This window comes from Erythrobacter sp. S158 (assembly GCF_057364915.1).
In genome coordinates this window covers 1,215,258-1,240,990 of record NZ_CP200279.1, presented here as the reverse complement: position 1 = coordinate 1,240,990, position 25,733 = coordinate 1,215,258, and the positions used below count along the sequence as shown (strand labels likewise).

The 25,733-nt window shown below is 59.2% G+C and carries 22 protein-coding genes and 1 tRNA gene; 11 read left to right on the top strand and 12 right to left on the bottom strand.

Annotated elements, in window-relative coordinates; genetic code table 11:
- The first annotated feature begins 20 nt into the window (after positions 1-20).
- A complete protein-coding gene (locus AC0V6T_RS06165; protein WP_486125232.1) occupies positions 21-851 on the top strand; it encodes a TauD/TfdA dioxygenase family protein in 831 nt (276 codons plus the stop codon).
- 5 nt (positions 852-856) lie between these two features.
- Here the strand turns inward: AC0V6T_RS06165 and AC0V6T_RS06160 are convergent, their stop codons facing one another.
- Positions 857-1,507 carry a lysoplasmalogenase family protein gene (locus tag AC0V6T_RS06160; RefSeq protein ID WP_486125230.1) on the bottom strand — a complete coding sequence of 217 codons (651 nt, stop codon included), beginning with the start codon at positions 1,505-1,507 and terminating at the stop codon, positions 857-859.
- A gap of 64 nt (positions 1,508-1,571) precedes the next feature.
- On the opposite strand from AC0V6T_RS06160, the gene trmFO reads away from it, so the two are divergent.
- A complete protein-coding gene (gene trmFO, locus AC0V6T_RS06155; protein ID WP_486125228.1) occupies positions 1,572-2,957 on the top strand; it encodes a methylenetetrahydrofolate--tRNA-(uracil(54)-C(5))-methyltransferase (FADH(2)-oxidizing) TrmFO in 1,386 nt (461 codons plus the stop codon).
- On the opposite strand, the gene AC0V6T_RS06150 is transcribed toward trmFO, so the two are convergent.
- On the bottom strand, positions 2,954-3,421 hold the full coding sequence (locus AC0V6T_RS06150) for an EF-hand domain-containing protein (RefSeq protein ID WP_486125226.1): 468 nt from the start codon (positions 3,419-3,421) through the stop codon (positions 2,954-2,956). The two genes, trmFO and AC0V6T_RS06150, sit on opposite strands and share 4 nt — an antisense overlap.
- Positions 3,422-3,467: 46 nt before the next feature.
- The gene (locus tag AC0V6T_RS06145) at positions 3,468-3,947 is read right to left on the bottom strand and encodes a hypothetical protein (RefSeq protein ID WP_486125224.1); all 480 of its coding nucleotides are present in this window, start codon (positions 3,945-3,947) and stop codon (positions 3,468-3,470) included.
- 397 nt (positions 3,948-4,344) lie between these two features.
- Here AC0V6T_RS06145 and AC0V6T_RS06140 point away from each other — a divergent pair, with 397 nt between their 5' ends.
- From AC0V6T_RS06140 to AC0V6T_RS06130, 3 genes are read left to right on the top strand one after another with little or no spacing between them, the layout of a single operon-like run.
- Positions 4,345-6,309: a TadE/TadG family type IV pilus assembly protein gene (locus AC0V6T_RS06140; RefSeq protein WP_486125222.1), complete on the top strand. Its 1,965-nt coding sequence runs from the start codon at positions 4,345-4,347 to the stop codon at positions 6,307-6,309.
- A complete protein-coding gene (locus AC0V6T_RS06135; RefSeq protein ID WP_486125220.1) occupies positions 6,306-6,905 on the top strand; it encodes a TadE/TadG family type IV pilus assembly protein in 600 nt (199 codons plus the stop codon). Before AC0V6T_RS06140 ends, AC0V6T_RS06135 begins: the two co-directional genes overlap by 4 nt.
- A complete protein-coding gene (locus AC0V6T_RS06130) occupies positions 6,905-7,630 on the top strand; it encodes a TadE/TadG family type IV pilus assembly protein (RefSeq protein ID WP_486125218.1) in 726 nt (241 codons plus the stop codon). Before AC0V6T_RS06135 ends, AC0V6T_RS06130 begins: the two co-directional genes overlap by 1 nt.
- Before the next feature lie 39 nt (positions 7,631-7,669).
- Here the strand turns inward: AC0V6T_RS06130 and AC0V6T_RS06125 are convergent, their stop codons facing one another.
- From AC0V6T_RS06125 to AC0V6T_RS06110, 4 genes are all read right to left on the bottom strand, one after another.
- Positions 7,670-9,025, bottom strand: a complete 1,356-nt coding sequence (locus tag AC0V6T_RS06125) for a pyruvate dehydrogenase complex E1 component subunit beta (protein ID WP_486125216.1) — start codon at positions 9,023-9,025, stop codon at positions 7,670-7,672.
- Positions 9,026-9,028: 3 nt separating this feature from the next.
- Positions 9,029-10,129, bottom strand: coding sequence for a pyruvate dehydrogenase (acetyl-transferring) E1 component subunit alpha (pdhA, locus tag AC0V6T_RS06120; RefSeq protein ID WP_007164267.1), 1,101 nt, complete (start codon positions 10,127-10,129; stop codon positions 9,029-9,031).
- A 183-nt stretch (positions 10,130-10,312) separates the two neighbouring features.
- Complete coding sequence (locus AC0V6T_RS06115; RefSeq protein ID WP_486125214.1) at positions 10,313-10,612, bottom strand: FtsB family cell division protein; 300 nt, start codon at positions 10,610-10,612, stop codon at positions 10,313-10,315.
- Between the two features lie 128 nt (positions 10,613-10,740).
- Entirely contained in the window at positions 10,741-11,907 is a 1,167-nt protein-coding gene (locus tag AC0V6T_RS06110) for an acyl-CoA dehydrogenase family protein (protein WP_486128517.1), read from the bottom strand.
- A gap of 147 nt (positions 11,908-12,054) precedes the next feature.
- Between AC0V6T_RS06110 and AC0V6T_RS06105 the strand changes: the two genes are divergently transcribed.
- From AC0V6T_RS06105 to AC0V6T_RS06085, 5 genes are all read left to right on the top strand, one after another.
- Entirely contained in the window at positions 12,055-12,903 is an 849-nt protein-coding gene (locus AC0V6T_RS06105) for a mechanosensitive ion channel family protein (RefSeq protein WP_486125212.1), read from the top strand.
- A gap of 56 nt (positions 12,904-12,959) precedes the next feature.
- Entirely contained in the window at positions 12,960-13,871 is a 912-nt protein-coding gene (locus tag AC0V6T_RS06100) for a haloalkane dehalogenase (protein WP_486125210.1), read from the top strand.
- 62 nt (positions 13,872-13,933) lie between these two features.
- Complete coding sequence (locus tag AC0V6T_RS06095) at positions 13,934-15,097, top strand: MFS transporter (protein ID WP_486125208.1); 1,164 nt, start codon at positions 13,934-13,936, stop codon at positions 15,095-15,097.
- Positions 15,098-15,426: 329 nt separating this feature from the next.
- The gene (locus tag AC0V6T_RS06090) at positions 15,427-17,481 is read left to right on the top strand and encodes a prolyl oligopeptidase family serine peptidase (protein ID WP_486125206.1); all 2,055 of its coding nucleotides are present in this window, start codon (positions 15,427-15,429) and stop codon (positions 17,479-17,481) included.
- Between the two features lie 104 nt (positions 17,482-17,585).
- Positions 17,586-20,906 (top strand): S41 family peptidase, encoded by a 3,321-nt coding sequence (locus AC0V6T_RS06085; RefSeq protein WP_486125204.1) that lies wholly within the window; start codon positions 17,586-17,588, stop codon positions 20,904-20,906.
- A gap of 17 nt (positions 20,907-20,923) precedes the next feature.
- On the opposite strand, the gene AC0V6T_RS06080 is transcribed toward AC0V6T_RS06085, so the two are convergent.
- From AC0V6T_RS06080 to grxC, 5 genes are all read right to left on the bottom strand, one after another.
- Positions 20,924-23,044 (bottom strand): S9 family peptidase, encoded by a 2,121-nt coding sequence (locus AC0V6T_RS06080; protein ID WP_486125202.1) that lies wholly within the window; start codon positions 23,042-23,044, stop codon positions 20,924-20,926.
- An 86-nt stretch (positions 23,045-23,130) separates the two neighbouring features.
- Positions 23,131-23,207: transfer RNA gene (locus AC0V6T_RS06075), tRNA-Arg, on the bottom strand.
- A 40-nt stretch (positions 23,208-23,247) separates the two neighbouring features.
- The gene (locus tag AC0V6T_RS06070; RefSeq protein WP_486125200.1) at positions 23,248-23,736 is read right to left on the bottom strand and encodes a DUF1178 family protein; all 489 of its coding nucleotides are present in this window, start codon (positions 23,734-23,736) and stop codon (positions 23,248-23,250) included.
- Between the two features lie 9 nt (positions 23,737-23,745).
- Entirely contained in the window at positions 23,746-24,567 is an 822-nt protein-coding gene (locus tag AC0V6T_RS06065) for a carbon-nitrogen hydrolase family protein (RefSeq protein WP_486125198.1), read from the bottom strand.
- On the bottom strand, positions 24,568-24,831 hold the full coding sequence (grxC, locus tag AC0V6T_RS06060; protein ID WP_007164279.1) for a glutaredoxin 3: 264 nt from the start codon (positions 24,829-24,831) through the stop codon (positions 24,568-24,570). It abuts the gene before it with no gap.
- A gap of 177 nt (positions 24,832-25,008) precedes the next feature.
- Here grxC and AC0V6T_RS06055 point away from each other — a divergent pair, with 177 nt between their 5' ends.
- On the top strand, positions 25,009-25,500 hold the full coding sequence (locus AC0V6T_RS06055) for an Hsp20 family protein (protein WP_486125195.1): 492 nt from the start codon (positions 25,009-25,011) through the stop codon (positions 25,498-25,500).
- Positions 25,501-25,733: the final 233 nt, after the last annotated feature.

The following is a 25,733-nucleotide window of genomic DNA, read 5'->3' as shown; positions in this document are numbered from 1 at the left end:
GACTTTGGGAGAGGTCGGGAATGCATATCGAAGCATCAGGTGCGGCCTGCGGGGCGCGGGTCAGCGGCATCGACTTGTCAGTCGCGCTAGACGATGCAGACATTTCTGCCATTCGGTCTGCGTGGCTTGAGCACAAGGTCCTCGCAATTGCCGATCAGCAGATGGACGACGATGCGCTGGAGCGATTCACCTTAGCAATGGGTGGGTTTGGCGAAGATCCGTTCTTCGATCCAATTTACGGTCACGAACACATCGCCGCGATCAAGCGCGAAGCGGACGAGACGTCGACACTCTTTGCCGAAAACTGGCACAGCGACTGGAGCTTTCTGCGCAAACCACCATCCGGCACTTGCTTGATGGCAGTCGAAATTCCGCCCGTCGGAGGAGACACTCTTTTCTCGGATCAGGTTGCTGCATTCGCTGCGCTTCCTGACAAGCGCAAGGACGAGCTTCGCGCAGTAACTGCGGTCCATTCGGCTAGCCGCGGCTACGCGCCCGATGGGTTGTATGGCGACAACGACGAAGGACGCTCAATGTCGATCCGACCCGGCGAAGCTGCCCTCGCCCGGCAATCACACCCGCTCGTAAAACTGCACCCCGAAACTGGCGAAGAAGCGCTCTTCTGCTCGATCAGCTATACGGTCGGGATCGAGGGCATGGACGACATGGACGCCCTCCAACTCATCATGGAATTGCACCAGTGGTGCGAGCAGGACCGCTTTGTCTATCGCCACAAGTGGGAACCCGGCATGCTGGTCATCTGGGATAATCGAAGCGTCAATCACAAGGCGACCGGTGGCTACGAAGGCCACAGGCGCGAATTGCACCGTTCAACAATTGCCGCAGTCTAGGCGCTCTATCTGACGGGATGCTCGCCGCGCAAGGTCTGGACGACCCCGGTTGCGATCATCAACTGGCCTGCGAAATAGAGCGGCCAGATAAGCGTGTCGGGCAACGGGGCCAGGTTGAATGCGCCTTCACGGCTAAAGATCAACCAGTCGCTCAACACGAAAAGCACAGCGCCAAGACCCACGCGATAACGCGGGAAACGGCTCATCCAAGCGCTTGCTGCCATCACGCCAAGAATCGCCGCGTAAGCCGCGATATCTGCTCTTGAGCTCAGCAGATAGGAGACGGCTGGAACGCCGATCAGCAATACGATTGCGAGCAAGCGCTGGCTCCCTGCGGTCTGATCACGGCGGTTTCGCAGGTAGAGAACAATCGCTGCCAGATGCGACGCGGCAAACAGCGCCCCGCCAATTTCGAACCACAATTCCAGGGCCATATCCGCCGCCGCGGAAAGGACGAGGGTAATGGTAAGGATCGTCCCGTCCAGGCCTGGCGCGCGGCGCCACGCGTAGATGGCGAGGAGCCCGACCGCCGAACCTTTCAGAAGTATCAACCAGATACCGCCGATCGGGTTGTTCCAGAGGAAGTAGTAAGCCAGCGCCGCAATCACGCCTGCAAGCAGCCAGGGACGATGGTTCACCAATGCGCGCTTCGACATCGTGTGCTCCCTTCCCCCTTTGCGGCCTTGAAGGTGAGCTAGCACAGGGCTACCTCGCGTGACCATGACCAAGACCACTTCGAATTATGATGTCCACATTATCGGCGGCGGGCTCGCCGGGAGCGAGGCCGCGTGGCAGCTTGCCCGTCGCGGCGCAAAAGTCCGCCTGTCCGAAATGCGCGGCAGCGGGGAGATGACTCCTGCCCACCAGACCGATGGGCTGGCAGAGCTGGTGTGTTCAAATTCCTTCCGCTCGGACGATGATACCAAAAACGCTGTCGGGCTGCTTCACCACGAAATGCGTGAGCTCGACTCCATCGTCATGCGCGCCGGTGAAGTCGCTCGCGTTCCTGCTGGGAGCGCAATGGCCGTGGACCGCGATGTGTTCAGCGCCGAGGTTGAGAAAACACTCAGCGAGCACCCCAATGTCGAAATCGTCCGCGAGCGTGTCGATACGTTGCCCGAAGCGGGGCTGACGATTGTCGCCACCGGCCCCCTAACCGCGCAGTTGCTTGCACAAAGCATCGTGGGAGCAACCGGCGAAGAACGCCTTGCCTTCTTCGACGCGATCGCACCGATCGTCCACCGCGACAGCATCGACATGTCGAAATGCTGGATCCAGTCTCGCTGGAACAAACGGACCGAGGCATCGAATGAAGATGGCGATTACATAAACTGCCCGATGACCAAAGAGCAGTACCTCGCCTTTCACAAGGGCTTGGTCGAAGGTGAAAAAACCGAGTTCAAGGAATGGGAAAAGGACACCCCCTATTTCGACGGCTGTATGCCAATCGAAGTCATGGCTGCTCGCGGGGTCGAAACGCTGCGCTATGGTCCGATGAAAGGTGTCGGGCTCGATAACCCTTACGATACGACGGAAGAGCATCCGCAGGGCCGTTGGCCATACGCGGTGGTCCAGCTGCGTCAGGACAACAAGCTCGGCACGCTGTGGAACATGGTCGGCTTTCAGACCAAGCTCAAATATGGCGCACAGGTTGAGCTGTTCCGCACCATTCCTGGCCTTGAGAATGCCGAATTTGCGCGGCTTGGCGGGCTTCACCGCAACACTTTCCTGAACTCTCCCCGCGTTCTGGATCGTCAGCTGCGCCTTCGTGCTGCACCGCATATCCGGTTCGCCGGGCAGGTCACTGGCTGCGAGGGGTATGTTGAAAGCGCGGCTATTGGTCTTGTCTCGGGAATGATGACGGCAGCAGAACTCTCTGGCCGCGATTGGCGCCCGCTGCCACCATCGACCGCGCTGGGCGCGCTACTCAGCCACATTACTGGCGATGCAGATGCAGACACATTCCAGCCAATGAATGTCAATTTCGGCCTCTTCCCGCCTCTTCACGAGGTCAAGAAGAAGCAGAGGAAGGAAGCGTACACCTCGCGCGCCAAGGTCGATCTGCGCGAATGGCTAGATGCGAGCGAAGAAGCCGTTCCAGCCTAGCAATCGCACGACGCTCTTCGCGGTCTGCGCCGCGGAGCGGAGGTTGCGAATTCGGCCTGCGTGAGTTCCAGGTCTTTGTTCTCGTCCATCTTCTCAAACCGCTCGGACGTCGTCACGGCCCACTCTTCGAAAGTGAGCAGATTATTGCCGTCGACATCGAGCGCGCGAAATGCATCGCTGCGACTTGAGAGCATTTCCTGCCGCGTAATGATCCGATCACGGTTGCGGTCGTAACGGAAAAAGCGCCTCTCTTCGCGTGTGAGTTCGCTCGCTTCGGGAGGTGCGGGACCAACCATGTCGCCCGGATCGCTTTCGGGTAGCTCGTTCGGATCCATTTCTACGAGCTCCTCAGGCTCCGGCGGAGGCGGCGCATAGAGCTCAACTTGGGCACGGCCCTGCCACCAGAACACCCCGACCCCTGCAAGGATCAAACCGACGAAAACCCCGATTACTGTCTGACGCATGTCATTTCCCGCGACCCATAAGTGCCGGGAGGATAACACATATTCATCACCCGAGCATAGCGGCTCTTATGGCGGTGAGCGCAGCGCCGCGACCTTCCATGAGTGGGCGTCCACCCTTGCGAACCGAACGTTCTGCCAAGGCTGAAAGGATACGTAGCCCTTTTAGCGATCTGGGATAGCTCGCACGTTCCCGCAATTGCGCAGTTGCCTGTTGAAGCAGGATCTCCCGCTCTTCCGAATTGCTGATATTCACTGCCGCTTCTGCCAATGCCCAGCGGATCATGCCCCGCCCCGCCGCGTGCGATTGTTCGGCGTTGGAGCTAGCCATCTCTGCGAGGGCCTCCGCAGGACGTGCGCGATTGGTCCCGAATTCCAGCGCTGCCGCAGCGTCAAGATTTTCTGCGAGCATGATCTCCCAAGCATCGACCAGAGCGGACAGGGCAGCTTCATGCCCGGCCCAGTGATCGCCAATCCCATCCAAAACAGCATCACCTTGCGGACGCTCTTCGCGCGGTTTGGCCAGCATATCACGCCACCACGCTAGCCGCATTTGTCCGAGCATGGGCTCATTTGTGGCCGCTACAATGCGGGCAAGGCGCGCATCTAGTTCAAGAAACACGGTTAACGGTCGGCGCATCGCTGGCGCGGTATGAGCGATCGCAAGTTGCGCTTCATCTGGCAGATTTTCGGTCGATTGAGGGGTCATTTGCGGCGCTGCTAGGCGCAGTTTTTCGAGGATTGTCAAGCACGGGGAACCACCCGCCCGCGGTCACCGATATGGGTTAAACCTCCGCACGAGAATTAGGGTTTCATTTACCACGCCACTTTGGAAATCGATTACCACCGATGCGCTAAACCTTCGGGAAGATATCAGAAATCCCGCACTATTCCCGTGCTCGATTGACCTGAAGGACGCGCAACCTATGGGCCAGTATACACAAACCCACCCCACTTTCTTCCGCCGGTTGGCGAAGGATGTCACGGCGAATACCATCGTTATATCAGCGGCTTCGCTGGTGCCATTGATGGCAATGGTCGGTGGCGGCGTCGATGCTAGCCGCTACTACATGGCGGAAACGCGACTCCAGGCTGCATGTGACGCCGGTGCGCTCGCCGCGCGCCGTGCAATGGCCGATGATAACTTCAGCCGCGCCGACAGGATAACCGGCGAGAAATTCTTCGATGAGAACTATCCCGACGGTACGTTCGGCCTCGAAGACCTTGAACGTAGCTACACAGCTACTGAGTCAGGGCAGGTGAATGGCGAGGCCTCGGGAACCTTGCCGACCGCGATCATGGCGCCGTTCGGGTATGATGAGTTTTCACTCTCGGTGACATGCGAGGCCGACGTCAACATCTCGAACACCGACGTGCTGTTCGTGGTCGACGTTACCGGTTCGATGAATTGTGCTCCCGACAACCCCGGCGGCGGTAGCTGCGGCAACACCGAAGATCCAGGCGCAAAGATCAAAGGCCTGCGTAGTGCCGTGCTTAAGTTCTACGACACGGTCGAAACTTCGACTTCGCCGAGCGCTCAGGTGCGCTACGGTATGGTGCCCTATGCGTCGAACGTGAATGTCGGCGCTGCACTGATGGCAACCGAACCGGCTTGGATGGCGCAGACGCACACCTATCAGTCGCGCGAAGCCAACTTTGAGACGACGGCTGAATGGGGCAATGAACGCGTCGAGGTCGTTCGCTTCGAAGATTACGATTACGACGACGAGGAATATCTCGGCGTCATCATCGATGGTACTCAGTATGGACTGAGTTCATCTCAGTGTGCCGCATTGCAGCCCGACGACATCGAATTCGACGTGCGAAGCGACCTTGGTACACACGAAGGCCAAAGCGGTCAGTCGGTCAACGGCGACGAGCGGCGTACCCGCTACCGCGATGGTAATGAGATCCTCTGGCGCCTTCAGGGTGGTCGCGGATACCGTTCTTCGGACGGTCGCTGTCGCTATGGCTGGCTGGTTTACGAATTGCGCGGCGACGTGTTTTTCGACATTGTCGAAGACAGAGAAGGCGAATCCGAGACGTTCCAGAACTGGACCTACAAGCCAGTTACCTACAACCTTGCGTCGCTTTATGATGACAATGTTATCAGCCTCCCAATCGGAACCAATGGCACGAACACCAACGTCACATGGGACGGCTGCGTCGAGGAAGCGAACACTGTTGCGACCGCAGATTTCGATCCCGTCCCTGAGGGCGCACATGACCTGAAGATCAACCTGACACCCACCAACGTAAACGAGTTTTGGAAGCCGGTTCTTCGCAACGCCACCTGGAAGCGTGAAGACAGCAGCGGAAATGTGCTCGGCAACATCACTCAGACGGGCGACGAAAACCGTCCCGGCTACAGCTGCCCGGCAGCAGCCTTCAAACTGACCGACATTTCCCGGACTGATCTGGAGACTTATGTCGATGGCTTGACGCCGCGCAGCAACACCTATCATGACTTCGGTATGATCTGGGGTGCGCGTTTCGTCTCGCCCAACGGGATTTTCGCTGCTTCGAACGCAGCGGCTCCGAACGGCGATGCAATCTCGCGTCACATTGTCTTCATGACCGACGGTCTGCTTGTCCCGAACCAAGAGATTTACTCGATGTACGGTATCGAGTGGTGGGATCGCCGCATCACGAATGACGGCTCTGGCGGCCAGGCAAGCGATCGTCACGCAACGCGTTTCCAGGTTGCCTGCCGCGCTGCTCGCCAGGAGAACATCTCGGTATGGGTAATCGCCTTTGGTACCACCCTCACGCAGAACCTGATCGACTGTGCAACGCCGGGCCGTGCCTTCCAGGCCAATGACACGGCAGCGCTCGAAACCCGCTTCGAACAGATCGCGCAGGAAATCGCTGCACTGAGGCTCACGCAATGATCCGCAGCAAATTCACACGACACCTGCGTGATGATCAGACAGGTGCGACGCTGACCGAGTTCGGGCTCGTCGCACCGATCCTGATCCTCATGATCATGGGTATCTTCGACCTCGCGCATACGCAGTACACGACGTCGCTCGTCAACGGAGCGCTTCAGAAAGCAGGCCGTGACCTGACGCTCGAGACGGCAGGCAGCCAGGAGAGCACGATTGACGGCTACGTGATCTCCCAGATCAGCAACGTTGTGCCTTCGACCGCCACGATCGAACTCAACAAGCTGTCGCACTTCGACTTCGAAGATATCGGTGAAGAAGAAGAGTACGACGACATCAACCTCAACGGCGTTTGCGACAACAACGAGGTCTTCATCGATGCCAACCGCAACGGTCAGTGGGATGCTGATCGCGGTGAGGAAGGTATCGGCGGCGCTCGCGATGCGGTTCTTTACACCGCCATTGTGACCTATCCGCGCGTCTTTCCGATGTATGGCCTCGCTGGCCTGCCGCAGGAAGTGCAGGTCACCGCCTCCACTGTGCTGCGCAACCAGCCCTACGACCAACAAGACACCAGTGTAGAATCCGGGAATTGCCTGTGATGACAAAGAACCCTGAGAAACCCGCCAAGACCTTCGCGAACCGCATGCGCTCTTTGTGGAAGGACAATTCGGCTGTCGCCATGGTCGAGTTTGCCTTCACCGCGCCGCTCGTTCTGGGTCTCGGCATGATGGGTACCGAAACCGCATACTTCACCATCACGCATATGCAGGTCAGCCAGATCGCCATGCAGGTGGCTGATAACGCCTCGCGCGTCGGTGAGAACGACGTGCTCGTTGCGCGCAAGGTGTTTGAGGATGACATCAACGGCACGCTTGTCGGCGCGGAAAAACTGGGTGCGCGCTACTCGATTTACGAGAACGGCCGGATCATCATCTCGAGCCTTCAGGACAATGAACTGAACGACGGCAGCAGCCCGAATGGTCAGACCATCCGCTGGCAACGCTGTCGCGGCGCGAAAGTGATCGATTCGCAGTATGGCGAAGAGGGCATCGGCGCTGACGACAACAGCTTCCCCGGCATGGGCGGCGGTCCGCGTCGTCGTGACAAGATCAAGGCCGAATCCGGCACTGCCGTGATTTTCGTTGAGGTGTATTACACCTACGAGTCTGTGACGCCGTTCGAGATGTTCGACGGAACGGAGCTCGAGTATTCGGCTGCGTTCAATGTCCGCGACAAGCGCGACATCAGCCAAATCTATAATCGGGAAGACGACCCCGCGCCGGTTGCTCGTTGCAACGTCTATTCGGCTAACCGCCCAAGCTGAGGGTGAGAGGGCGCTTCAGGCGCCCTCCCCACATCACTTTCAAACGTAGCAAACCTTCTTGACCGCCTCGACTATGCGAGGCGCGTCAATCAGCGCGAGCTTTTCAAGGTTCGCGGCATAGGGAAGCGGCACGTCTTCGTTGCAGACCCGGAGAACTGGCGCGTCGAGATCGTCGAAGCCTTCCTCCATGCAGATCGAAATGATCTCGCTCGCGATGGAGCAAGTCGGCCAGCCCTCTTCGGCAACAACCAGGCGGTTTGTCTTGGCGAGAGATTTGAGAACCGTCTCCTTGTCGAGCGGGCGCAGCGTGCGAAGGTCGATAACCTCGGCATCGATCCCCTGCCCTGCCAACTCTTCCGCTGCGTCCAAGGCGAGACCCACGCCAATCGAATAGGTCACGATCGTCGCATCCTTGCCCTTGCGCACGATCCGCGCCTTGCCGATCGGTAGGACGTGGTCGTCGAGGTCGGGAACTTCGAATGAGCGCCCGTAAACAAGCTCGTTCTCGAGGAAGACAACAGGATCCTCTGAAAGGATCGCGGCCTTCATGAGGCCCTTGGCATCCGAGCTGTCATAGGGGGCAATCACGATCAGGCCCGGTACGCTCGCATACCAGGGGCCGTAGTTTTGCGAGTGCTGCGCCGCGACGCGGCTTGCAGCGCCGTTCGGACCGCGGAACACGATCGGACAGCGCATCTGGCCGCCTGACATATAATTGGTCTTGGCTGCCGAGTTCACGATGTGGTCGATTGCCTGCATCGCGAAGTTGAACGTCATGAATTCAACGATCGGCTTGAGGCCGCCCATAGCAGCGCCCGAACCGATGCCGGCAAAACCGTACTCGGTGATCGGCGTGTCGATGACGCGCTTGGGACCGAATTCATCGAGGAGGCCCTGCGTTACCTTGTAGGCGCCCTGGTATTCGGCGACTTCCTCACCCATCACGAAAACGCGCTTATCTGCGCGCATTTCTTCAGCCATCGCATCGCGAAGAGCCTCGCGCACGGTGGTCGAGGTGAAGCTCGTACCTTCCGGGATCTCCGGATCGCTTGGCGTTGCCTTGACCTCTGGCTTGGTCGCCACAGGAGGCGAAGTTGGCGCAGGCGCAGGTTCTTCTTTCGCGGCAGGCGCGGGAGCAGGCGATGCCTCTTCGCCCTCGCCTTCCATCTCGGCAATCACGGTGCCAACGGCGACATTCTCGGTGCCTTCTGCAACGAGTATCTTGGCAAGCACGCCCTCGTCGATGGCTTCGAATTCCATTGTTGCTTTGTCGGTTTCGATCTCGGCGATGATGTCACCGGGTTCAATCGTGTCGCCTTCGGATTTGAGCCATTTGGCGAGCGTGCCTTCTTCCATGGTCGGCGAAAGCGCTGGCATTTTGAGTTCGATAGCCATGGATCAATACTCCTCCACCAGAACATCGGTGTAGAGTTCGTCCGGGCCCGGTTCGGGTGAACTTTCCGCGAAATCAGCCGCTTCGGTCACGATCTTGCGAATATCCTTGTCGATAGCCTTGAGGTCTTCCTCGGCATGGCCGCCTTCGATCAACGACTTCTTGAGCCGCTCGATCGGGTCGTGGTGATCGCGTTGTTCCTGCACCTCTTCGCGCGTGCGATATTTGGCAGGGTCGGACATCGAGTGGCCGCGATAGCGATAAGTGTTGCATTCCATCAGCACCGGGCCCTTGCCCTCGCGGACGTGCTTGAATGCGACCTCTGCAGCGGCGCGCACTTCGAGCACATCCATTCCGTTCACTTCCATACCCGGAATGCGGAATGCAGTGCCGCGGCGGTGGAAGCGGGTTTCAGCCGAGGAGCGCGAGGAGGCGGTACCCATCGCGTACTGGTTGTCCTCGACCACGAAAACGATGGGCAGGTTCCAGAGGGCAGCCATGTTGAAGGTCTCGTAAACCTGGCCCTGGTTTGCTGCACCGTCACCGAAATAAGCAAGGCACAGGCCGCCATCTTCATTGTACTGGTGAGCGAGCGCGAGCCCGCCGCCGAGCGCGACCTGCGCGCCGACGATGCCGTGGCCACCATAGAATTTGTGCTCGGTCGAGAACATGTGCATCGACCCGCCCTTGCCCTTCGAGATGCCGGCCTCGCGGCCGGTCAGTTCCGCCATGATCACCTTGGGATCGATACCGTAGGCGAGCATGTGGCCGTGATCGCGGTAACCGGTGATGACGCTGTCGCGGTCGTTGTCGAGCGCGGACTGAAGGCCAATCGCAACCGCTTCCTGACCGATATAAAGGTGGCAGAAACCGCCGATGAGGCCGAGGCCGTAAAGCTGGCCCGCCTTTTCCTCGAAACGTCGAATGAGGAGCATCTGGCGGTAGAATTCGAGCAATTGTTCGTCGCTCGCAGCGTAGCTCTTTGCCGCTTCGAATTCTTCCTGAAGCGAGTGGAGGATGAAGTCCGGATCGTCGGACGGAGCGAGCGTTTCGGGCGCTGCTGCTTTCTTTGCGGCAGGCTTTTTCGCGGCGGGTTTCTTGGCCAAGTGTGATCCCTTCCCTCACTTGCAGCGCGCTTCGCGTGAACCCACGGTGCGCGCCTCTGGTGTTGAAGGGCTGCTATAGGCATCGCAATTGGCCTTACGCAACGTAAGTCGACCCGAAGTACCTACAAATTACCGATGTGGTTAAACTGGCCAATTTCGCAAACCAAGAAGGCTGCGATCTGGCTATTCGTCTTCGAGCGTAATGACGATCTCGTCCGGGTGAATCACTCCCAGATCCTCACGCACCAACTCGCTCACCAGATCAGGGTCAGCGCCCTCTGGATCAAGCAGTTCCACGCGGTTCTTCAGCGCGTCTCGCTTTTCCTTGAGCAGGGCGATGCGAAACTGACGCTGTTCGAGCACCTCGCCATTTTCCGCCCATGCAAGGAGACCCGTGGGACCAGCGATTGCGGAGACGGTCAGGACGACAAGCAGCACGAGCGCAAGGCCCTGCTTGATATGCTCCTGTGGTGGTCTGCGCATTGTCCCAATCCCTCGATCCGCCGTCCACAGAATCATAGTTAACCACAGACCGCAAGAGAAATGCGCTCTAGGCCACTCAATTCACGAGAAAACGAGTTAGAATTGCCACGTATCGGTAAGATCGCTGATCAGTACGAGCGCGGCAGCCCCAAGACGTGTTCGGCGAGGTAGGACAGGATCAAGTTCGTCGAGATTGGCGCCACCGTGTAAAGCCGCGCCTCGCGGAACTTGCGCTCGACGTCGTATTCCTCAGCGAAACCGAACCCGCCGAACGTCTGCACACACATGTCTGCGGCCGCCCAGCTGGCTTCGGATGCTAGGAGCTTTGCCATATTGGCTTCTGCACCCGGATTACCGCCTTCGTCGTAAACCTGTGCCGCGTGATGCACCATGAGCTCTGCCGCGCGCATCTGGGCGTAGCAACGCGCGATCGGGAATTGCACTCCCTGATTCTGCCCGATCGGACGGGCAAACACGTTACGGTCGCCCGCATAATCCTTGGCCTGCTTGATGAACCACTTGGCGTCCCCGATACATTCAGCAGCGATAAGAATGCGTTCGGCGTTCATGCCGGACAGGATGTAGCGGAAGCCCTTCCCTTCCTCGCCAACAAGCGAGCTGGCCGGAATACGCAGGTCATCGAAGAACACCTCGCACGAAGAGTGGTTCATCATTGTGCGGATCGGCTTGATGCTCATGCCGTTCTTGAGCGCTTCCTGCATGTCGACGAGAAAGATCGAGAGGCCATCGGTCTTCTTCTCGACCTGGTCACGCGGCGTTGTGCGAGCGAGGAGAAGCATGAGGTCGGAATGCTCGGCGCGGCTCGTCCATATCTTCTGACCAGATACGACATATTCATCGCCCTCGCGCACCGCACGGGTCTTTAAGCTGAGCGTATCGGTGCCGCTGGTGGGCTCGGAAACGCCGAAAGCTTGTAGTCGCAACTCTCCCCGCGCAATCTTCGGCAGGTACTCCGCTTTCTGATCGTCAGACCCGTATTTGAGCAGCGTGTTCATAATGTACATCTGCGCATGAGCGGACGATCCGTTGCAACCGGTTGCCTGGATTTCCTCCATGATGACGGCCGCCGCGTCGAGCGAAAGGCCGCTGCCGCCGAATTCCTCGGGGATGAGGGCAGCCAGAAAACCGGCCTGTGTGAGCGCGTCGACGAACTCGCCCGGATATTCGCGGGCAGCGTCCTTTGCGCGCCAGTACTCTCCCGGAAAGTCATCGCACAAAGCGCGCACGGCGCGGCGGATTTCGGCGAGTTCTTCGCTTTCGTTCGTCATCGGCATTGTCATGGCTGCATCCCTTGCCGCGACACGGCGCTCGCGTCCAGCACCCGTAAGCGCACACCCCCTGCAAATCCGGAACTATCGCGCACACACAATCGTTGGGTAGCTAACAGAGTTACAACACGAGGTAATATGCTAAGCACTTTGATGGACCAACTGAACGAGATGGGCACGGAATTCGTGCGCCTTCTTCCCTCACTCGGTATCGCCTTAGTCATCGTCATCATCACCGCGATTATCGCGGGTTTCGCGACGTCGATCGCAGACAGGATCACAGGCAAGACCGATCTGCGGCCTTCACTGCGCCAGCTGATCGAAACCATCGTCAAGCTTGCCGTCTGGATCATCGGTATGCTCATCGCGATGATTGTGGTCTTTCCCGGCCTTACGGTCGGCAGTCTTATCGCGGGCCTCGGCATCGGTGCCGTGGCCATCGGGTTCGCGTTTCAGGACATCTTTGAGAACTTCCTCGCCGGCGTACTCATCATGGTGCGCGAGAAAATGCGCATCGGCGATGTGATTGAATGCGAAGGCATGATAGGCAAGGTCGAGCATATCACCCTCCGCGAAACGCATATCCGCAAGCTGTCGGGCGAAGTGACGGTCGTGCCCAACTCGATCCTGTTCAAGAACCCGGTCGAGATCCTCACCGACAAGGACCAGCGTCGTCACGATGTAGTGATAGGCGTTTCCTACGACACCGATCTCGACGAAGCTGCCGAAGTCATCCGCAAGGCTGTCACCGGCGTTGAAGAGGTCGACGAGGACAAAGGCATCGATATCTTCGCACAGGAGTTCAACTCGTCATCGGTCGATTTCCTCGTGCGCTGGTGGTCGGGTTCGACCCCGCGTGCTGGCTGGGAATCGAAGGACAAAGTTGTCCGCGCGATCAAGCGTTCGCTCGACGATGCCGGTATCGAGATCCCGTTCCCCTACATCACGCATACCTTCAAGGAGCGCGTGCCCATGGGTGAGAAGCCGGGCGAAGAGGCTTAGTCCTTTCCGATCAGTTTTTTCGTGCTACTGATCTTCTCGAGCGAGAGGAGACAGACATGAAAATTCTGACATCGGATCCCGCGCGGTTCGCAAATCTGCCCGACTACGACTTCCAAGAGCATTGGATCACTATCGATCTGGGCGAAGGCTATTCGGGCCGGATGCATTACATTGACGAGGGCCCGAAGGATGCGCCGCCGGTTCTCCTGTTCCATGGTGAACCCAGCTGGAGCTTCCTTTATCGCAAGATGATCCCGGTGCTGCTTGACGCCGGTTTCCGCTGCTTGGCGCCCGACCTCATCGGCTTTGGCAAGAGCGACAAGCCGGACGATATCGCGTTCTACACCTATGACCGCCACATCTTTTGGTTGCGCCAGTGGCGCGACGCGGTCGTGCCTGCGCCCGCTGCCCTTTTCTGCCAGGACTGGGGCGGACTGCTTGGCCTTCGCCTCGTCGGAGAAGAGCCAGACAGGTTCGCTTGTGTGGTCGCGAGCAACACATTTCTACCGACCGGCGGGACGCCCTCACCCGCATTCCTTGCATGGCGCCAGTTTGCCAAGAGCTCGCCCGAGTTTCAGATCGGCGAACTGCTCCAGCGCGCGACCGCTACTGAGCGGACGCCGGAAGAGGTGGCAGCCTATGATGCCCCCTTCCCCGACGAAGCCTCCAAAGCTGGCGCGCGCGCCTTCCCGCAGCTTGTGCCGGTTGAAGACGGCATGGATGGGATCGAGCAAAATACCGAGGCATGGGTAGGACTCGCAGCATTCGACAAACCATTCCTGACACTGTTCGGTGCCGACGATCCTGTGACTGGCGGGCTTGGCAAGACCCTAAGCGAACGCATCAAGGGTGCCGAGGGAATGCCTCACGAGATCCTGAGCACTTGCGGACATTTCTGCCAGGAAGACCGTCCTAACGAACTGGCCGAAGGCGTTGTCTTCGCCGCCAAGAAAGCGGGCGTGCTCTGAGCGAGACCCACGCGCAGTCCAACCCAGCCTATCTTACACGCGGCCAGGAATTCGCTCTGGCCGTGACTGCGGCTGTGGTCATCGCAAATGCATATTACATCCACCCGATCATCGGAGAAGTCGCCGCACACTTTGGCGTGAGTGAAGCGCGGATTGGCATCGTACCAGCGCTTAACCAGTTGGCGCTGGCACTCGGTATTCTGCTGCTTCTGCCGCTGGGCGATATCTACTCAAACCGGTCGCTCTGCATCATCTTCGTAAGCGCGCAGAGCCTGTTCATGCTCGGCATGGTGATGGCGGAAAGTTTTGCCTTGTTTACGCTGTCCTCGACCCTGCTGGGCTTTGTGACCATCGCACCATATCTCATTCCCGCTTTCGCTTCGAAGCGTGTGTCGCCTGACAGGCTGGGCCAGGTCACTGCACTTCTTACGGTGGGGGTGATCTTCGGAATACTCGTAGCGCGCGTGGGTGCAGGTGTCGTGGCCGAGCAATTTGGCTGGCGCGCGGTTTATTGGTGCGCTTTCATCTTGATGGCGGCAACGACTGCCCTGCTCCCGATCACATTCCGCAGCGAAGGGAGCTCTGCCAAACAGCCGCGCACTGGCTATGGCGCGCTCTTGGCGTCAGTGTTCACACTCGCAAAATCCAACAAGGACATGCTGATTTCAGGCTTGATCCAAGGCCTGAACTTCGCCGCATTTACTGCGACATGGCTGGCGCTGGCACTTCACCTGACAAGTGACGAGCTGGGCTACGGGGTCGATACGGTGGGCTATCTCGCAGGGGTTTCCGCGATAAGCCTTTTCACCACTGCACGGCTCGGCAAGATCGCCGACAGGATCGGGGCGCGCCGAGCCCGATTGCTCGCAGCAGTGGTGCAGATGGTTGGCATTGCCCTTATGTACCCGCTCGGGTGGAATGCCTGGGCGGTCATGGTGCCGCTGGTCATCACGAACATCGTCGGGCCAAGCATCGATGTAACGGGTCGCATGACCTATCTCAGCCTTGAGCCGGCCATCCGCACGCGGCTGACCACGACATATATCGTGATCATGTTCATTGGCGGAGCGCTTGGCAGTGTTCTTGGAACATCGATTTATGATTATGGCGGTTGGCTTGGAACGTGCGTGCTGCTCCTCGCGATTTCCTCAGGCGTCGTAGCCCTCTCATACTATGCCCAATTCGCTTGGGACCGGCGTTCGCAGTCAGCTGGCGACACTAGGTAACAGTGCCTAGGAACCTTTTGTTGTTAACCGAAACTTAGCCAACTAGAGAGGCTTAGCGCGCACACGCACTCAGGTGTTTACCGATGATCTTCAGCGTGACCTGATCATCTCCGGTCTTACCGAATGCAAAGTGTGGTCGGCCCGATCTCCCACTGGACGGGAGATAAAAAAGACGCTGAGGCTTCATCCCGAATGGCTTTTCGCAGAAGCCTCTTCCGGGTTGGCCGAGCGTCTTTTTTATCGCGCCCTTGTGCTGCATTTCATTGTTGCCACTGCGCCGCGCATTGCCCAAGCTGAGCACTCGGATTCTTCAAAGGAAAAGGTGCTCGATGCAACGAATTCTGGCCATGGCGATCTTCGCCGCAGGTCTCGCCACACCAGCGCTCGCAGATGATCACAGTGAAGAATTGAAGCTGTTTTCAGCTCAAGACGTGTTTGAGCTCGAATGGGCAGACGACCCACAGGTATCACCTAATGGCAGCCAGGCGATTTACGTGCGCCGCTTCAACGACATCATGACCGATCGCACGCGTTCGCATGTCTGGATCGTCAATCTGGATGGCAGCGCGCACGAACCGCTCTTGGCTGACGGCGGCTCGTACCGCTCGCCGCGCTGGTCCCCCGATGGCTCGCGCATCGCCTACATGACCTCCGAGAATGGCCGGACGGCGCTGTATGTTCATTACCTCGCATCTGGCCGAAGCGCGCTGATTGGCAGCTTCGAGCGTGGCCCATCGAGCATCACCTGGTCGCCTGATGGAACTATGATCGCCTTTGCGATGTCAGTTGAGGCGAAGAGCGACAAGCTGCTGAGCCCCCCGTCCCGCCCCGAAGGCGCGAACTGGGCGAAAGCACCGGTCGTGATCGACCGCGCGCGCTATCGCACCAACGGCGCAGGCTTTGTCGAACTGGCCTACGATCACATCTTCGTAATCCCGGCAGAAGGCGGCACACAGCGACAGCTTACCTCTGGTGACTTCAACCACGGCGGCCCGCTCTCTTTCACCCCCGATGGCGAGCAGATCATCTTCTCGGCCAATCGCAATGAAGGATGGGAATTGCAGAGCCGCGAGGCGGATGTCTTCTCGGTGCATGTTTCATCAGGCGAGCTGACGCAGCTGACCGAGATGCCGGGTACGGAAACGAGCCCGCAAGTCTCTCCCGATGGCGGGTCGATAGCGTTTCTCGGCACCGGCAACGCGCGCGAACCCTTCTTGCCAACCAACGTGTTCGTGATGAGCCTCGATGGCGGTGATGCGCGAAACCTGACTGAGAGCCTCGATCGGCGCGCAGGCGATGTCCAGTGGCTCTCCAATTCGGAAATAGCTTTCACGTTCCAGAACCGGGGCGAAAACAACATCGGAGTTGTCGACACGCGGGGCAATCGCCGCACAGCGGTCGAGGGGATCGGCGGAACCACCATCGGTCGTCCCTATGTCAGCGGATCGTATGACGCAGGCGCGCGCAGCACCCTTCTCTATACCAAGGGAAGCGCGCAGCGGCCCGCTGACCTTTACGCGTTTCGATCAGGCCGCGATACGCGTCTGACCTCTCTGAATGAAGACCTCCTCGCACACCGGGATCTGGGTGAAGTCACCAGCTTCACCTACAATTCGGAGCTCGACGGGCTCGAAATCCAAGGCTGGATGATCACGCCGCCAGGCTATGAGCAAGGCAAGACTTACCCCCTCATTATCGAAATTCATGGCGGTCCTCACCTTGCTTATGGCCCGCATTTCTCGGCCGAGCTTCAGCGGATGGCGGCGGAAGGATACGTGGTGATCTATGACAATCATCGCGGATCAATTGGCTATGGAAGCGAGTTCGCGAACCTGCTGAAATACAAGTATTCGAGCCCCGACGATTTTGCCGACCACAATTCCGCTGTCGATTGGGCGATCGACAACGGCTTTGCTGACCCGGAAAACCTCTTCATCGCCGGGGGATCGGCGGGCGGTATCGCGACCGCTTACGCCATTGGCCTCACGGACCGTTTCAATGCCGCAATGGCCGCAAAACCGGTCATCAACTGGGTCTCCAAAGTGCTGACCGCAGACAGCTACATCGGCCAGATCGCAAACCAGTTTCCCGGACCGCCATGGGAGCATCTCGATCACTATTGGGAGCGCTCCCCGCTCAGCCTTGTCGGCAATGTGACGACCCCAACCATGCTGATCACTGGCGAGGTGGATTACCGCACGCCGATCTCGGAAACCGAGCAGTTCTATCAGGCGCTGCAACTGCGCGGCGTGCCCAGTGTCATGGTGCGCGTACCGGGTACCAATCACGGCATCGCCTCGCGGCCTTCACTGCTGAACGCCAAGACGGACTACACCATCGCATGGTTCGAGCGCTATCGAACCGACCGCGATGGGGAGGAGTAACCAGTTTGTCGATGAGGGTGGTGCCTCGCGCTATCCTCCTCGCTAGCCAACGATGATTATGCGAGGGGCTGTCGCATCCCCTCGCGCAACAGGGGACTGAATTCATGAAGCCACTTCGTCGGCGCACTCTTGCGCTTGCCGCTGTTCTTTTAACCTCAACGGCTGCGCCTGTGATGGCCGAAGAAGGGTTCTACCAATACCCTGCTGCGCGCGGCGATGTTCTGGTTTTTGCGAGTGAAGGCGACATCTGGCGCGCATCTCGAGATGGTGGGACTGCAGTTCGCCTCACAAACCATGAGGGCGAGGAGCGCAACCTCCATATCTCGCCCGACGGATCGATGGTCGCATTCAATGCCGGCTATGACAGCGGCGATGATATCTATGTGATGCCGGTCGCAGGAGGGCGTCCCACTCGCCTCACATATGAGGGCGGCGGCATGACCACCGTGGGGTGGACGCCCGACGGACAGGTTATCTTCTCATCGCGTCTGCGCGGAAGCGGTCAGGGCGAAGTCCTTCACACAATCGCTGCCACCGGCGGCCAGCCAAGCGCAATCCCGCTTTGGCGCGCCAACAGCGCCACTTACGGATCGGACGGCAGGCTCTTCTTTAATCGCCGCGGCCTCTACGCGCGGGCGCGTGATAATGCGGTGCTCTATCGCGGCGGCGGAATGGCCCAGTTATGGAGTTGGATGCCCGGATCAACCGACGAAGCGACGCAGCTTCTCGCCGATTTCGGTGCCCCCATCCGGATGCCGATGGCGCATGGCGGGCGGATCTATTTCATCTCGGACAAAAGCGGTGGCGACGCAATTTGGTCCGTCAGTGAAGACGGCAGCGGCGTCACACAACACAGCGAAGAATTTGCTTTTCCAGTGCTGCAAGCGGCAATCGATGGCGGTGCCATTTTCGTTCAGAACGGCGCCGACCTGCATGTCTTCTTGCTTGCATCAAACACGCTTTCGACGCTCGCCATCGACCTCGTAACCGACCGTGAGCAGACGCGTCCGCGCACACTCGACAACCCGATGGAGCAGATCGAGGCAGCGCGCGTCTCGCCAACTGGCGATGCAATCGCGGTGACTGCCCGTGGTCAGGTGGCGCTCGCCTCCCCCCTCGCGCGCAGGCGAGTCGAGTTCAACGTGCCCGATGGTGCGCGCGCCCGTGAGGCCGTCGCAGGGCCCGAGGGCGACAATCTCTTCCTCATTCTGGATAGAGGCGCAACGCGCGACCTCGTTCGCATGGATGCCGATGGTTCCGGTGAACCCAATGTCATCACCGCCAATTACGACGCGCACATTTGGTCGTTCGTCGTCTCGCCCGATGGCAAAACTCTGGTCGTACGCGACAAGCTCGCGCGACTGCAAAAGGTCGATGTCGAGAGCGGTGCAGTGACGCTCCTCGCACAAAACACGACCGGCAACGACAACGCCTTCGTCAACATCGTATTCTCGCCCGACAGCAAGTTCATTGCATATTCCGAAACCGGCCCTGAGCAGTTCTCCAACACCGCCAACATCCAGGTTCAGAACCTCTCAACCGGTGAGCGGGTGCAGGCGAGCTCCGGCAAGTTCAACGACTTCGTCCCCGCCTTCTCGCCGGATGGAAAGTGGCTCTACTTCGTATCGGAACGCAACTTTTCGCCGGAACCGGGTAGCCCCTGGGGCGACCGCAACATGGGCGTGTCGTTCCCCGATCGCGGCGAGATTCACGCGCTGAAACTCGACCCCGAAGCCGAATTCCCATTCCGCGAAGACAATGAGCTGACGCTCGCAGGCGAAGACGAGGATGAAAGCTCGGACAGCGATAGCGATGATGAAGGTGAAAAGGACGAAGCAGAGGACGAAAAGCCATCGGCCAACATCGTTCTCGATGGGCTCGCAGATCGTCTCTACAAACTCCCCGTAAAAGCGGGCGCAAGTCGCGAACTGTTCGCCACGAAGTCGCATCTTTTCACCCGGATCGGCGATGAGTGGGTTTCCATCGCGATCGACAAGAATGATCCCAAGGTTGAAACGTTCTCGGGCAACGCTCTGGCAATTGAGCTGGCGGCCGACCGGGAGACAATAGCGGTGGCGCTGCCGGGTCCCAATGGCCCTCGCCTTGCTCTGGTTCCGGCAGGTCCAAAGATGCCCGACAAGCTCGATGGCAAAATGGTCCGTCTGGACGATTGGAGCCTGACCATCGATCCGGTCTCCGAGTGGCAGCAGATGTTCCACGATGCGTGGCGTCTGCACCGTGACTTTGCCTATGACCCGGCCCTTCGCGGCATCGACTGGGAGGCGGTTCGCGATCAGCATGAACCGCTGGTCAGCCGCATTGGTCACCGCGCAGAGCTGAACACGATCCTCGGCCAGATGGCCTCGCAACTTGGCATCCTCCACAGCCAGGTTCGTTCAGGCGACCTGCCGGAGGACGACGAGAACAGCGACATGGCGTTCTTGGGTGCCGAGTATTCATCCGTCTCGGGAGGCCTGAGAATCGACCGTATCTATCAGGGCGAAGCCGATCTTGTATCACTTCGTCCGCCGCTGCGGCGCCCCGACGTTGATGTGCGCGAAGGTGACATCATCCGCCGCGTCGACGGGCGTTCCATCACATCGCTGGCTGACCTGAGGCTCGCCCTTGCCTCCAAGGCCGGGCAACAAGTGCGTCTGGACCTTACTCGCGGTTCAAGCGAGGTTTCACAAATCGTGTCGCCCATGAATGCGCAAGGGCGTGCGATGGCCGAGTATTACGACTTCACCGAAGACCGCAAAGCGGCAGCTGAGCGCCTGTCCGGCGGCGAGATTGGCTATCTCAAGCTGCGCGCAATGGGCGGCAGAGACATTGCCAGCTTCGCCCGCGATTACTTTGCGCAGTTGGACAAACCAGGCCTGATTATCGACGTGCGCAACAACAGCGGCGGCAACATTGATTCCATCCTGATTGCGCAACTGATGCGCAAGGCGTGGGCATTCTGGGGCGCTCCCGATGGGACTGGCCAACAGACCACCAACATGCAAAACGCCTATCGCGGACACATCGCCGTGCTGATCGATGAGCGCACCTATTCAGATGGCGAGACTTTCGCAGCTGCTGTCAAATCGCTCGGCCTCGGGCCGCTGATCGGCACGCGCACGGCAGGCGCAGGCATCTGGCTCTCCGATCGCAATCGTCTTGTCGATAACGGTGCGGTTCGGATTGCCGAATATGCCCAATACGACATCGACGGAAACTGGATCGTCGAAGGCTACGGAGTTGCCCCTGATTACGTGGTCGAGAACGGACCGGTGGCGACCTATCAGGGAAGCGACGCTCAGCTAGAGGCGGCAATCGGGCTTCTCCAGCAACGCATCGCCGAAGAACCGGTCATGCCGCTGAGCCCGCGTTCGCTTAGTCCGCTGGGAACACCTGCAAGGGACGTGTCGCCGCTCTCGGACTGAGCGGCGACAACCCTCACTTACTCGGCAGAATCGCTCGGCTCCCAACCTTCAGCATAGCGCTCGAACCATGCGAGGATCGCGGAGGCTTTCGCAGCGCTCTGCGAAGGCCGTGCGGTGATCGCATGACTGGCTCCGGGCACGCGGATGAGCGTGGTCGGCACGCCGGCCAGTTGAAGCGCGGAATAGTACTGCACCGCCTCACTAACCGGGGTGCGATAGTCCTCGCCTCCGACAACCACCAGCGTCGGTGTCTGCACATTGCCGATGAGGGAAAGCGGTGATTGATCCCAGAACTTTTGCGGGTCTTCCCATGGGCGCGACCCGATCCAGTAAAGTCCGAAATAGCCCGTCCCATCGGCGGTCAGCGCCTGCGTGGTCCAGTTGATCACGGGCTTCTGTGTCGCGGCCGCCTTGAAGCGATTGGTCTTGCCCACGATCCACGAAGTGAGCACTCCGCCGCCTGAGCCGCCAGTCACGTACAGCTTGTCAGGATCTGCAATGCCGAGCTCGATTGCCCGGTCCACGATGCTGATCAGGTCGTCATAGTCCTGGCTTGGGTAAGCCTTGTCGATTTCCTGCGCGAACCCCTCGCCATAGCTGGTCGACCCGCGCGGATTGGCCGACAGGACCGCATATCCGCTCGCAGCATACAGCTGGTTGTCGGTCGAGAAATGCGGACCGTAAGCCGCGAATGGTCCCCCGTGGATCTCCAGGATCAGCGGCACCCACGAACCTTCGGTGTAATCAGGCGGAAGCGTAAGCCAGCCCTGCACTTCCTTTCCGTCATGGCTCGACGGGGTTGTGATCGCGCGCACTTCGCCAAGGCGCTTGGTCGTGAGCAGGCTTGAATTGAGATGCGTCAGATAGCGCGCATTGCCGCGTTGCGCGACTTTGACTTCGGGCGGCCGAGTCGCTGTTCCGCCTGTAAATGCGATCGTCCCGTTGTCAGCCACAGAGAAGCTGCCGCCGGTGTAGGGTCGATCGAGCCCACCGCCCGAAACGCCTTCGACGACATCGCGAACAGAGCCATCGAGCGACATGCGCGCCACGAAAGTCTGACCGCGCTTATCGTATTGGACGTAGAGCGCGCGCGAATTCGCATCCCATTCCATCGCATCGGGGCTAAAGTCCCAGTCGCCGGTCAGAAGCCGCGAATTGCTGCCATCGGCGTCCATCACATAGATTTCGGTCTGCTCGTAAGCTCGGCCCTCGTCGTCAAATCCGACATAGGCGATCATTGATCCATCAGGTGAAACCAGCGGTCCGCCGTCCGGCCCGTTACGCATGGTCAGCTGCGCAAGGGCAAGCGTGCGCGTGTCGACCGACCAAATGTCCGCTTCAACCGGGTCAGTCTGCCAATCGGGGTTGCGGTTGGACGTGAAGAACACCTTGGTCCCGTCGGCCGACCAGCTGAGCGCGCCTCCATCGTGATTGGGCCCAAAAGTCAGCTGACGCGGCGCGCCGCCGGTTGCTGAAATGACGAAAATCTTCTCGAATCCCGGAGCAATCTCGCCAGCACCATCTGCTCGGAAATTCACAAGGTCGGTGATCTGCAACGCATCGGCCCATGTCGCGCCTTCTGGGCGGTTCGACGGTGCAGACCCAAGTGACGGTGCGTTGTCGTCGACCATCATGACGTAAGCGATCTGCGTGCCATCGGGTGACCAGGTGATGCTCATCGGCGAATTCGGGAGACCGGTCAGCTTGACCGCCTCGCCGCTATCCATCCACTTGACCCACAATTGTGCGCCGCCGTTCTCGGTAGACACGTAAGCGACACGCGATCCGTCTGGCGACCAGCGGGCCCCGAAGGCAGCCCCGTCATTGCCCGCGAAAGGGCGCTCCTCACCGCTTGCGACATCGATCGACCACAGACTGCTGACAACCCGGTCCGTCATGATATCGCTCTGACGGCGAGTGTAGATGATGGTCGATCCGTCAGGGCTGATCTGCGGGTCAGATGCGTATGCAATGGTGAACAGGTCTTCGCCCGTCAGACGCGAGTTGGGCCCGGTCCTTTCCGATCCCTTGCCGGTGACAGACATTTCTGATGAGGGTTCGCTTGTCTGCGCATTCAGAACCGCTGGCGGAACGGCGATCAGGGCAAACGCGCCGAGCGCTGCAAAGGTCGATTTCATTGTCGTGAACCTCTCTCTCAGAAATGATTGCCTCCGTGTGATAACGTCACGCGGCATGGGGTCAATCTGGACTTGAGAAGCTGATGTGGTGTCCCCGACAGGATTCGAACCTGTGGCCTTTGGATTAGGAATCCAACGCTCTATCCACCTGAGCTACGGGGACTCTCGGCAGAGGGCCTCCCATAGCAGGAGCCTCTTTCCAATCAATTGAGTTCGTCAGGTGGGGCCACAGGAAATGGCAGAGGGGCAACTGGTACGCCTTCATCGACGAGCGCCTTCGCCTCTTCGATGCTGGCCTGCCCGTGTATCGGCGCTTCGTCGCGCTCGCCATAGTGCATTTCGCGCGACTGGCTAGCGAAATCCTTACCGACCCAGGTGCTGTTTTTGAGAGCCTTTTCCTGCGCCTTTGCGAGAGCTGTCAGCGCCTTTTGGACCTCGGGAGTTATCGGCGTGTTGGAAACAGGCTGCGCATCTTCGTGTGCCGCCGTGGCAGGAACCAGCATGCGCGTTTCGGGCGCGGTGTTGCCCTTCGCGCCTACTGCCGGAGCCATGGGCGCCTTGCCGACGACGTCGGAGCCACAATGCGGGCAACTGACAAGGCCGCTCGCCTTTTGCTCTTCATAGTCGGAGGATGAGCCAAACCAGCCCTCGAACCGGTGGCCAGCATCACAGTGGAGGTCGAAAACGATCATAACACTCTTCTAATTGGGAATTTCGCACCGGTTGGCAAGGCTCGGCACCTGCGAGCGGACTTCTTCGATCCGGGCAAGGTCGATCTCGCAAAAAGCGAGACCCGGTGCCTCTCCGCCCATATCCAGCAGCACCTCGCCCCACGGATCGACCACGAGGCTGTGACCATAGGTTTCGCGTCCGTCTTCGTGTTTGCCTACCTGTGCGGCGGCGATGACGAAAGCGGAGGCTTCAATTGCACGGGCGCGCAGAAGGGTATGCCAGTGCGCCTTGCCGGTCGGAATGGTGAAAGCAGCCGGGATAGCGATGGCGTCGCATCGACGCTTGCCAAGCGCCTCGAACAGCGCGGGGAAGCGCATATCGTAGCAGATTGAGAGCCCAAGCGTGCCGAGAGGCGTATCGTCCAAAGTCACGACTTCGCGTCCTGCCTCGTATGCATTGCTTTCACGCCAAGTTTCGCCGGTCGATAGCTCCACGTCGAACATATGAATCTTGTCGTAGGTGACGGGCGCCGCGCCATTTGCAGCGAAATAGAACGAGCGATTGGCGAACTTCGCGCTGTTGTCTGCCTCGACAGGGATTGATCCCACGGCGATGTCGATGCCGCGGTCAACTGCCGCTCTCGCCAGCCTGTCGACGATCTTCATGGGCGCATTGCTCACGATCCACGGAGAAGCCCGTTTGCGGTCACGGTCGAGCAGGATCGACATTTCAGGAGTAAACAGGATCGCCGCCCCGGCCTCGCTTGCCTCCTTCGCGGCGCGCTCGACAGCTGCGCAATTGGCCTCCGGATCGATCCCCGAAGTCATCTGCAGGACAGCGATTTTGACCATTCAGCCCGCCAGCAGCGCGTCGAGTTTGCCTGCCTCTTCAAGCGCGGCAAGGTCATCAGAGCCGCCAACATGGACATCGCCGATGAAAATCTGCGGTACAGTACGCGCGAGCGGCGCACGCTCCATCATCTCTTCACGCTTGGGCCCGCCCATCGTGATGTCGTACTCGTTAAACTCTACGCCCTTTTTCTGAAGCAGATGCTTTGCCCGCACGCAGAACGGGCATGCGAACTTGGTGTACATATCGATTTGCGGTGTGCTCATAATTCAATCCCATTGGGCCTGGCTGAAGGCCCTTGAAAGCGTTTTCGCCTCACTTAACTAGGATGTGTCGCCCGGTTCCGCCAGTCTCGGGGAACATCAGCGGGTGACATTGGCAGGTGCTGCACGAGGCAGGCCTGCTTCAAGAACCAAATTGCTCAAAACAAGAGGATTTGAAATATGTCACGTCTTGATTTTACCCCCTATCGCCGCTCGACCGTTGGCTTCGATCGTCTTTTCGACATGATCGAGAATCAGGCCCGGCTGAACTCCGGCGACAACTACCCCCCCTTTAACATCGCGAAGAACGGCGAAGACAACTACCGCATCACGCTCGCCGTGGCCGGTTTCCGTCCGCAGGATATCGACATCACCGCTCAGGCGAACCTGATGGTTGTTCAGGGGAAGAAGCGCGAAGATGCCGACGATGGCTCCGAGCTTCTTCACGTCGGTATTGCGAATCGCGGGTTCGAGCGCCGATTCGAACTGGCTGACTACGTTCGCGTCGATGACGCGCAGCTTGCCGATGGCCTTCTCATAATCGACCTGGTGCGCGAAGTGCCAGACGCGATGAAGCCGAAGAAGATCGCCGTTAATGGCGCTACCACGCTCACAGCTGTTCCTTCGGACAATGCGGCGGACGAAGACGACAAGTCAGCTGACGCAGCCTGATCGGACAGGCTCAAATCAGCTTACCGCGATTGAAGGCTGTCAAAGATTGCCTTGAATTCAAAAGCTTCGTGATCAATTGAAAAGAAGTGGGGGCGGCCTTGAAAGGTCCGCCCCCGCGACACTGAAGTCGCCCCGTACGACAATGATCATCCGGGTCGCAGAAGATGATCAATCCCGACACGAGCTCGGTGTAGCCAAACCTCCGTTCCATGATGGACGGGGCAAAGCTCTAA

What these genes read in the sequence shown, in the direction of transcription:
- AC0V6T_RS06065 (WP_486125198.1), bottom strand. Translation starts at nt 24,567, where the DNA reads ATGGTCAAAATCGCTGTCCTGCAGATGACTTCGGGGATCGATCCGGAG.
- AC0V6T_RS06140 (WP_486125222.1), top strand. Translation starts at nt 4,345, where the DNA reads ATGGGCCAGTATACACAAACCCACCCCACTTTCTTCCGCCGGTTGGCG.
- AC0V6T_RS06090 (WP_486125206.1), top strand. Translation starts at nt 15,427, where the DNA reads ATGCAACGAATTCTGGCCATGGCGATCTTCGCCGCAGGTCTCGCCACA.
- AC0V6T_RS06115 (WP_486125214.1), bottom strand. Translation starts at nt 10,612, where the DNA reads ATGCGCAGACCACCACAGGAGCATATCAAGCAGGGCCTTGCGCTCGTG.
- AC0V6T_RS06080 (WP_486125202.1), bottom strand. Translation starts at nt 23,044, where the DNA reads ATGAAATCGACCTTTGCAGCGCTCGGCGCGTTTGCCCTGATCGCCGTT.
- AC0V6T_RS06070 (WP_486125200.1), bottom strand. Translation starts at nt 23,736, where the DNA reads ATGATCGTTTTCGACCTCCACTGTGATGCTGGCCACCGGTTCGAGGGC.
- AC0V6T_RS06085 (WP_486125204.1), top strand. Translation starts at nt 17,586, where the DNA reads ATGAAGCCACTTCGTCGGCGCACTCTTGCGCTTGCCGCTGTTCTTTTA.
- AC0V6T_RS06145 (WP_486125224.1), bottom strand. Translation starts at nt 3,947, where the DNA reads ATGCTGGCCAAACCGCGCGAAGAGCGTCCGCAAGGTGATGCTGTTTTG.
- AC0V6T_RS06105 (WP_486125212.1), top strand. Translation starts at nt 12,055, where the DNA reads ATGGACCAACTGAACGAGATGGGCACGGAATTCGTGCGCCTTCTTCCC.
- AC0V6T_RS06125 (WP_486125216.1), bottom strand. Translation starts at nt 9,025, where the DNA reads ATGGCTATCGAACTCAAAATGCCAGCGCTTTCGCCGACCATGGAAGAA.
- grxC (WP_007164279.1), bottom strand. Translation starts at nt 24,831, where the DNA reads ATGAGCACACCGCAAATCGATATGTACACCAAGTTCGCATGCCCGTTC.
- AC0V6T_RS06165 (WP_486125232.1), top strand. Translation starts at nt 21, where the DNA reads ATGCATATCGAAGCATCAGGTGCGGCCTGCGGGGCGCGGGTCAGCGGC.
- AC0V6T_RS06130 (WP_486125218.1), top strand. Translation starts at nt 6,905, where the DNA reads ATGACAAAGAACCCTGAGAAACCCGCCAAGACCTTCGCGAACCGCATG.
- AC0V6T_RS06150 (WP_486125226.1), bottom strand. Translation starts at nt 3,421, where the DNA reads ATGCGTCAGACAGTAATCGGGGTTTTCGTCGGTTTGATCCTTGCAGGG.
- trmFO (WP_486125228.1), top strand. Translation starts at nt 1,572, where the DNA reads ATGACCAAGACCACTTCGAATTATGATGTCCACATTATCGGCGGCGGG.
- AC0V6T_RS06160 (WP_486125230.1), bottom strand. Translation starts at nt 1,507, where the DNA reads ATGTCGAAGCGCGCATTGGTGAACCATCGTCCCTGGCTGCTTGCAGGC.
- AC0V6T_RS06135 (WP_486125220.1), top strand. Translation starts at nt 6,306, where the DNA reads ATGATCCGCAGCAAATTCACACGACACCTGCGTGATGATCAGACAGGT.
- AC0V6T_RS06100 (WP_486125210.1), top strand. Translation starts at nt 12,960, where the DNA reads ATGAAAATTCTGACATCGGATCCCGCGCGGTTCGCAAATCTGCCCGAC.
- AC0V6T_RS06055 (WP_486125195.1), top strand. Translation starts at nt 25,009, where the DNA reads ATGTCACGTCTTGATTTTACCCCCTATCGCCGCTCGACCGTTGGCTTC.
- AC0V6T_RS06110 (WP_486128517.1), bottom strand. Translation starts at nt 11,907, where the DNA reads ATGCCGATGACGAACGAAAGCGAAGAACTCGCCGAAATCCGCCGCGCC.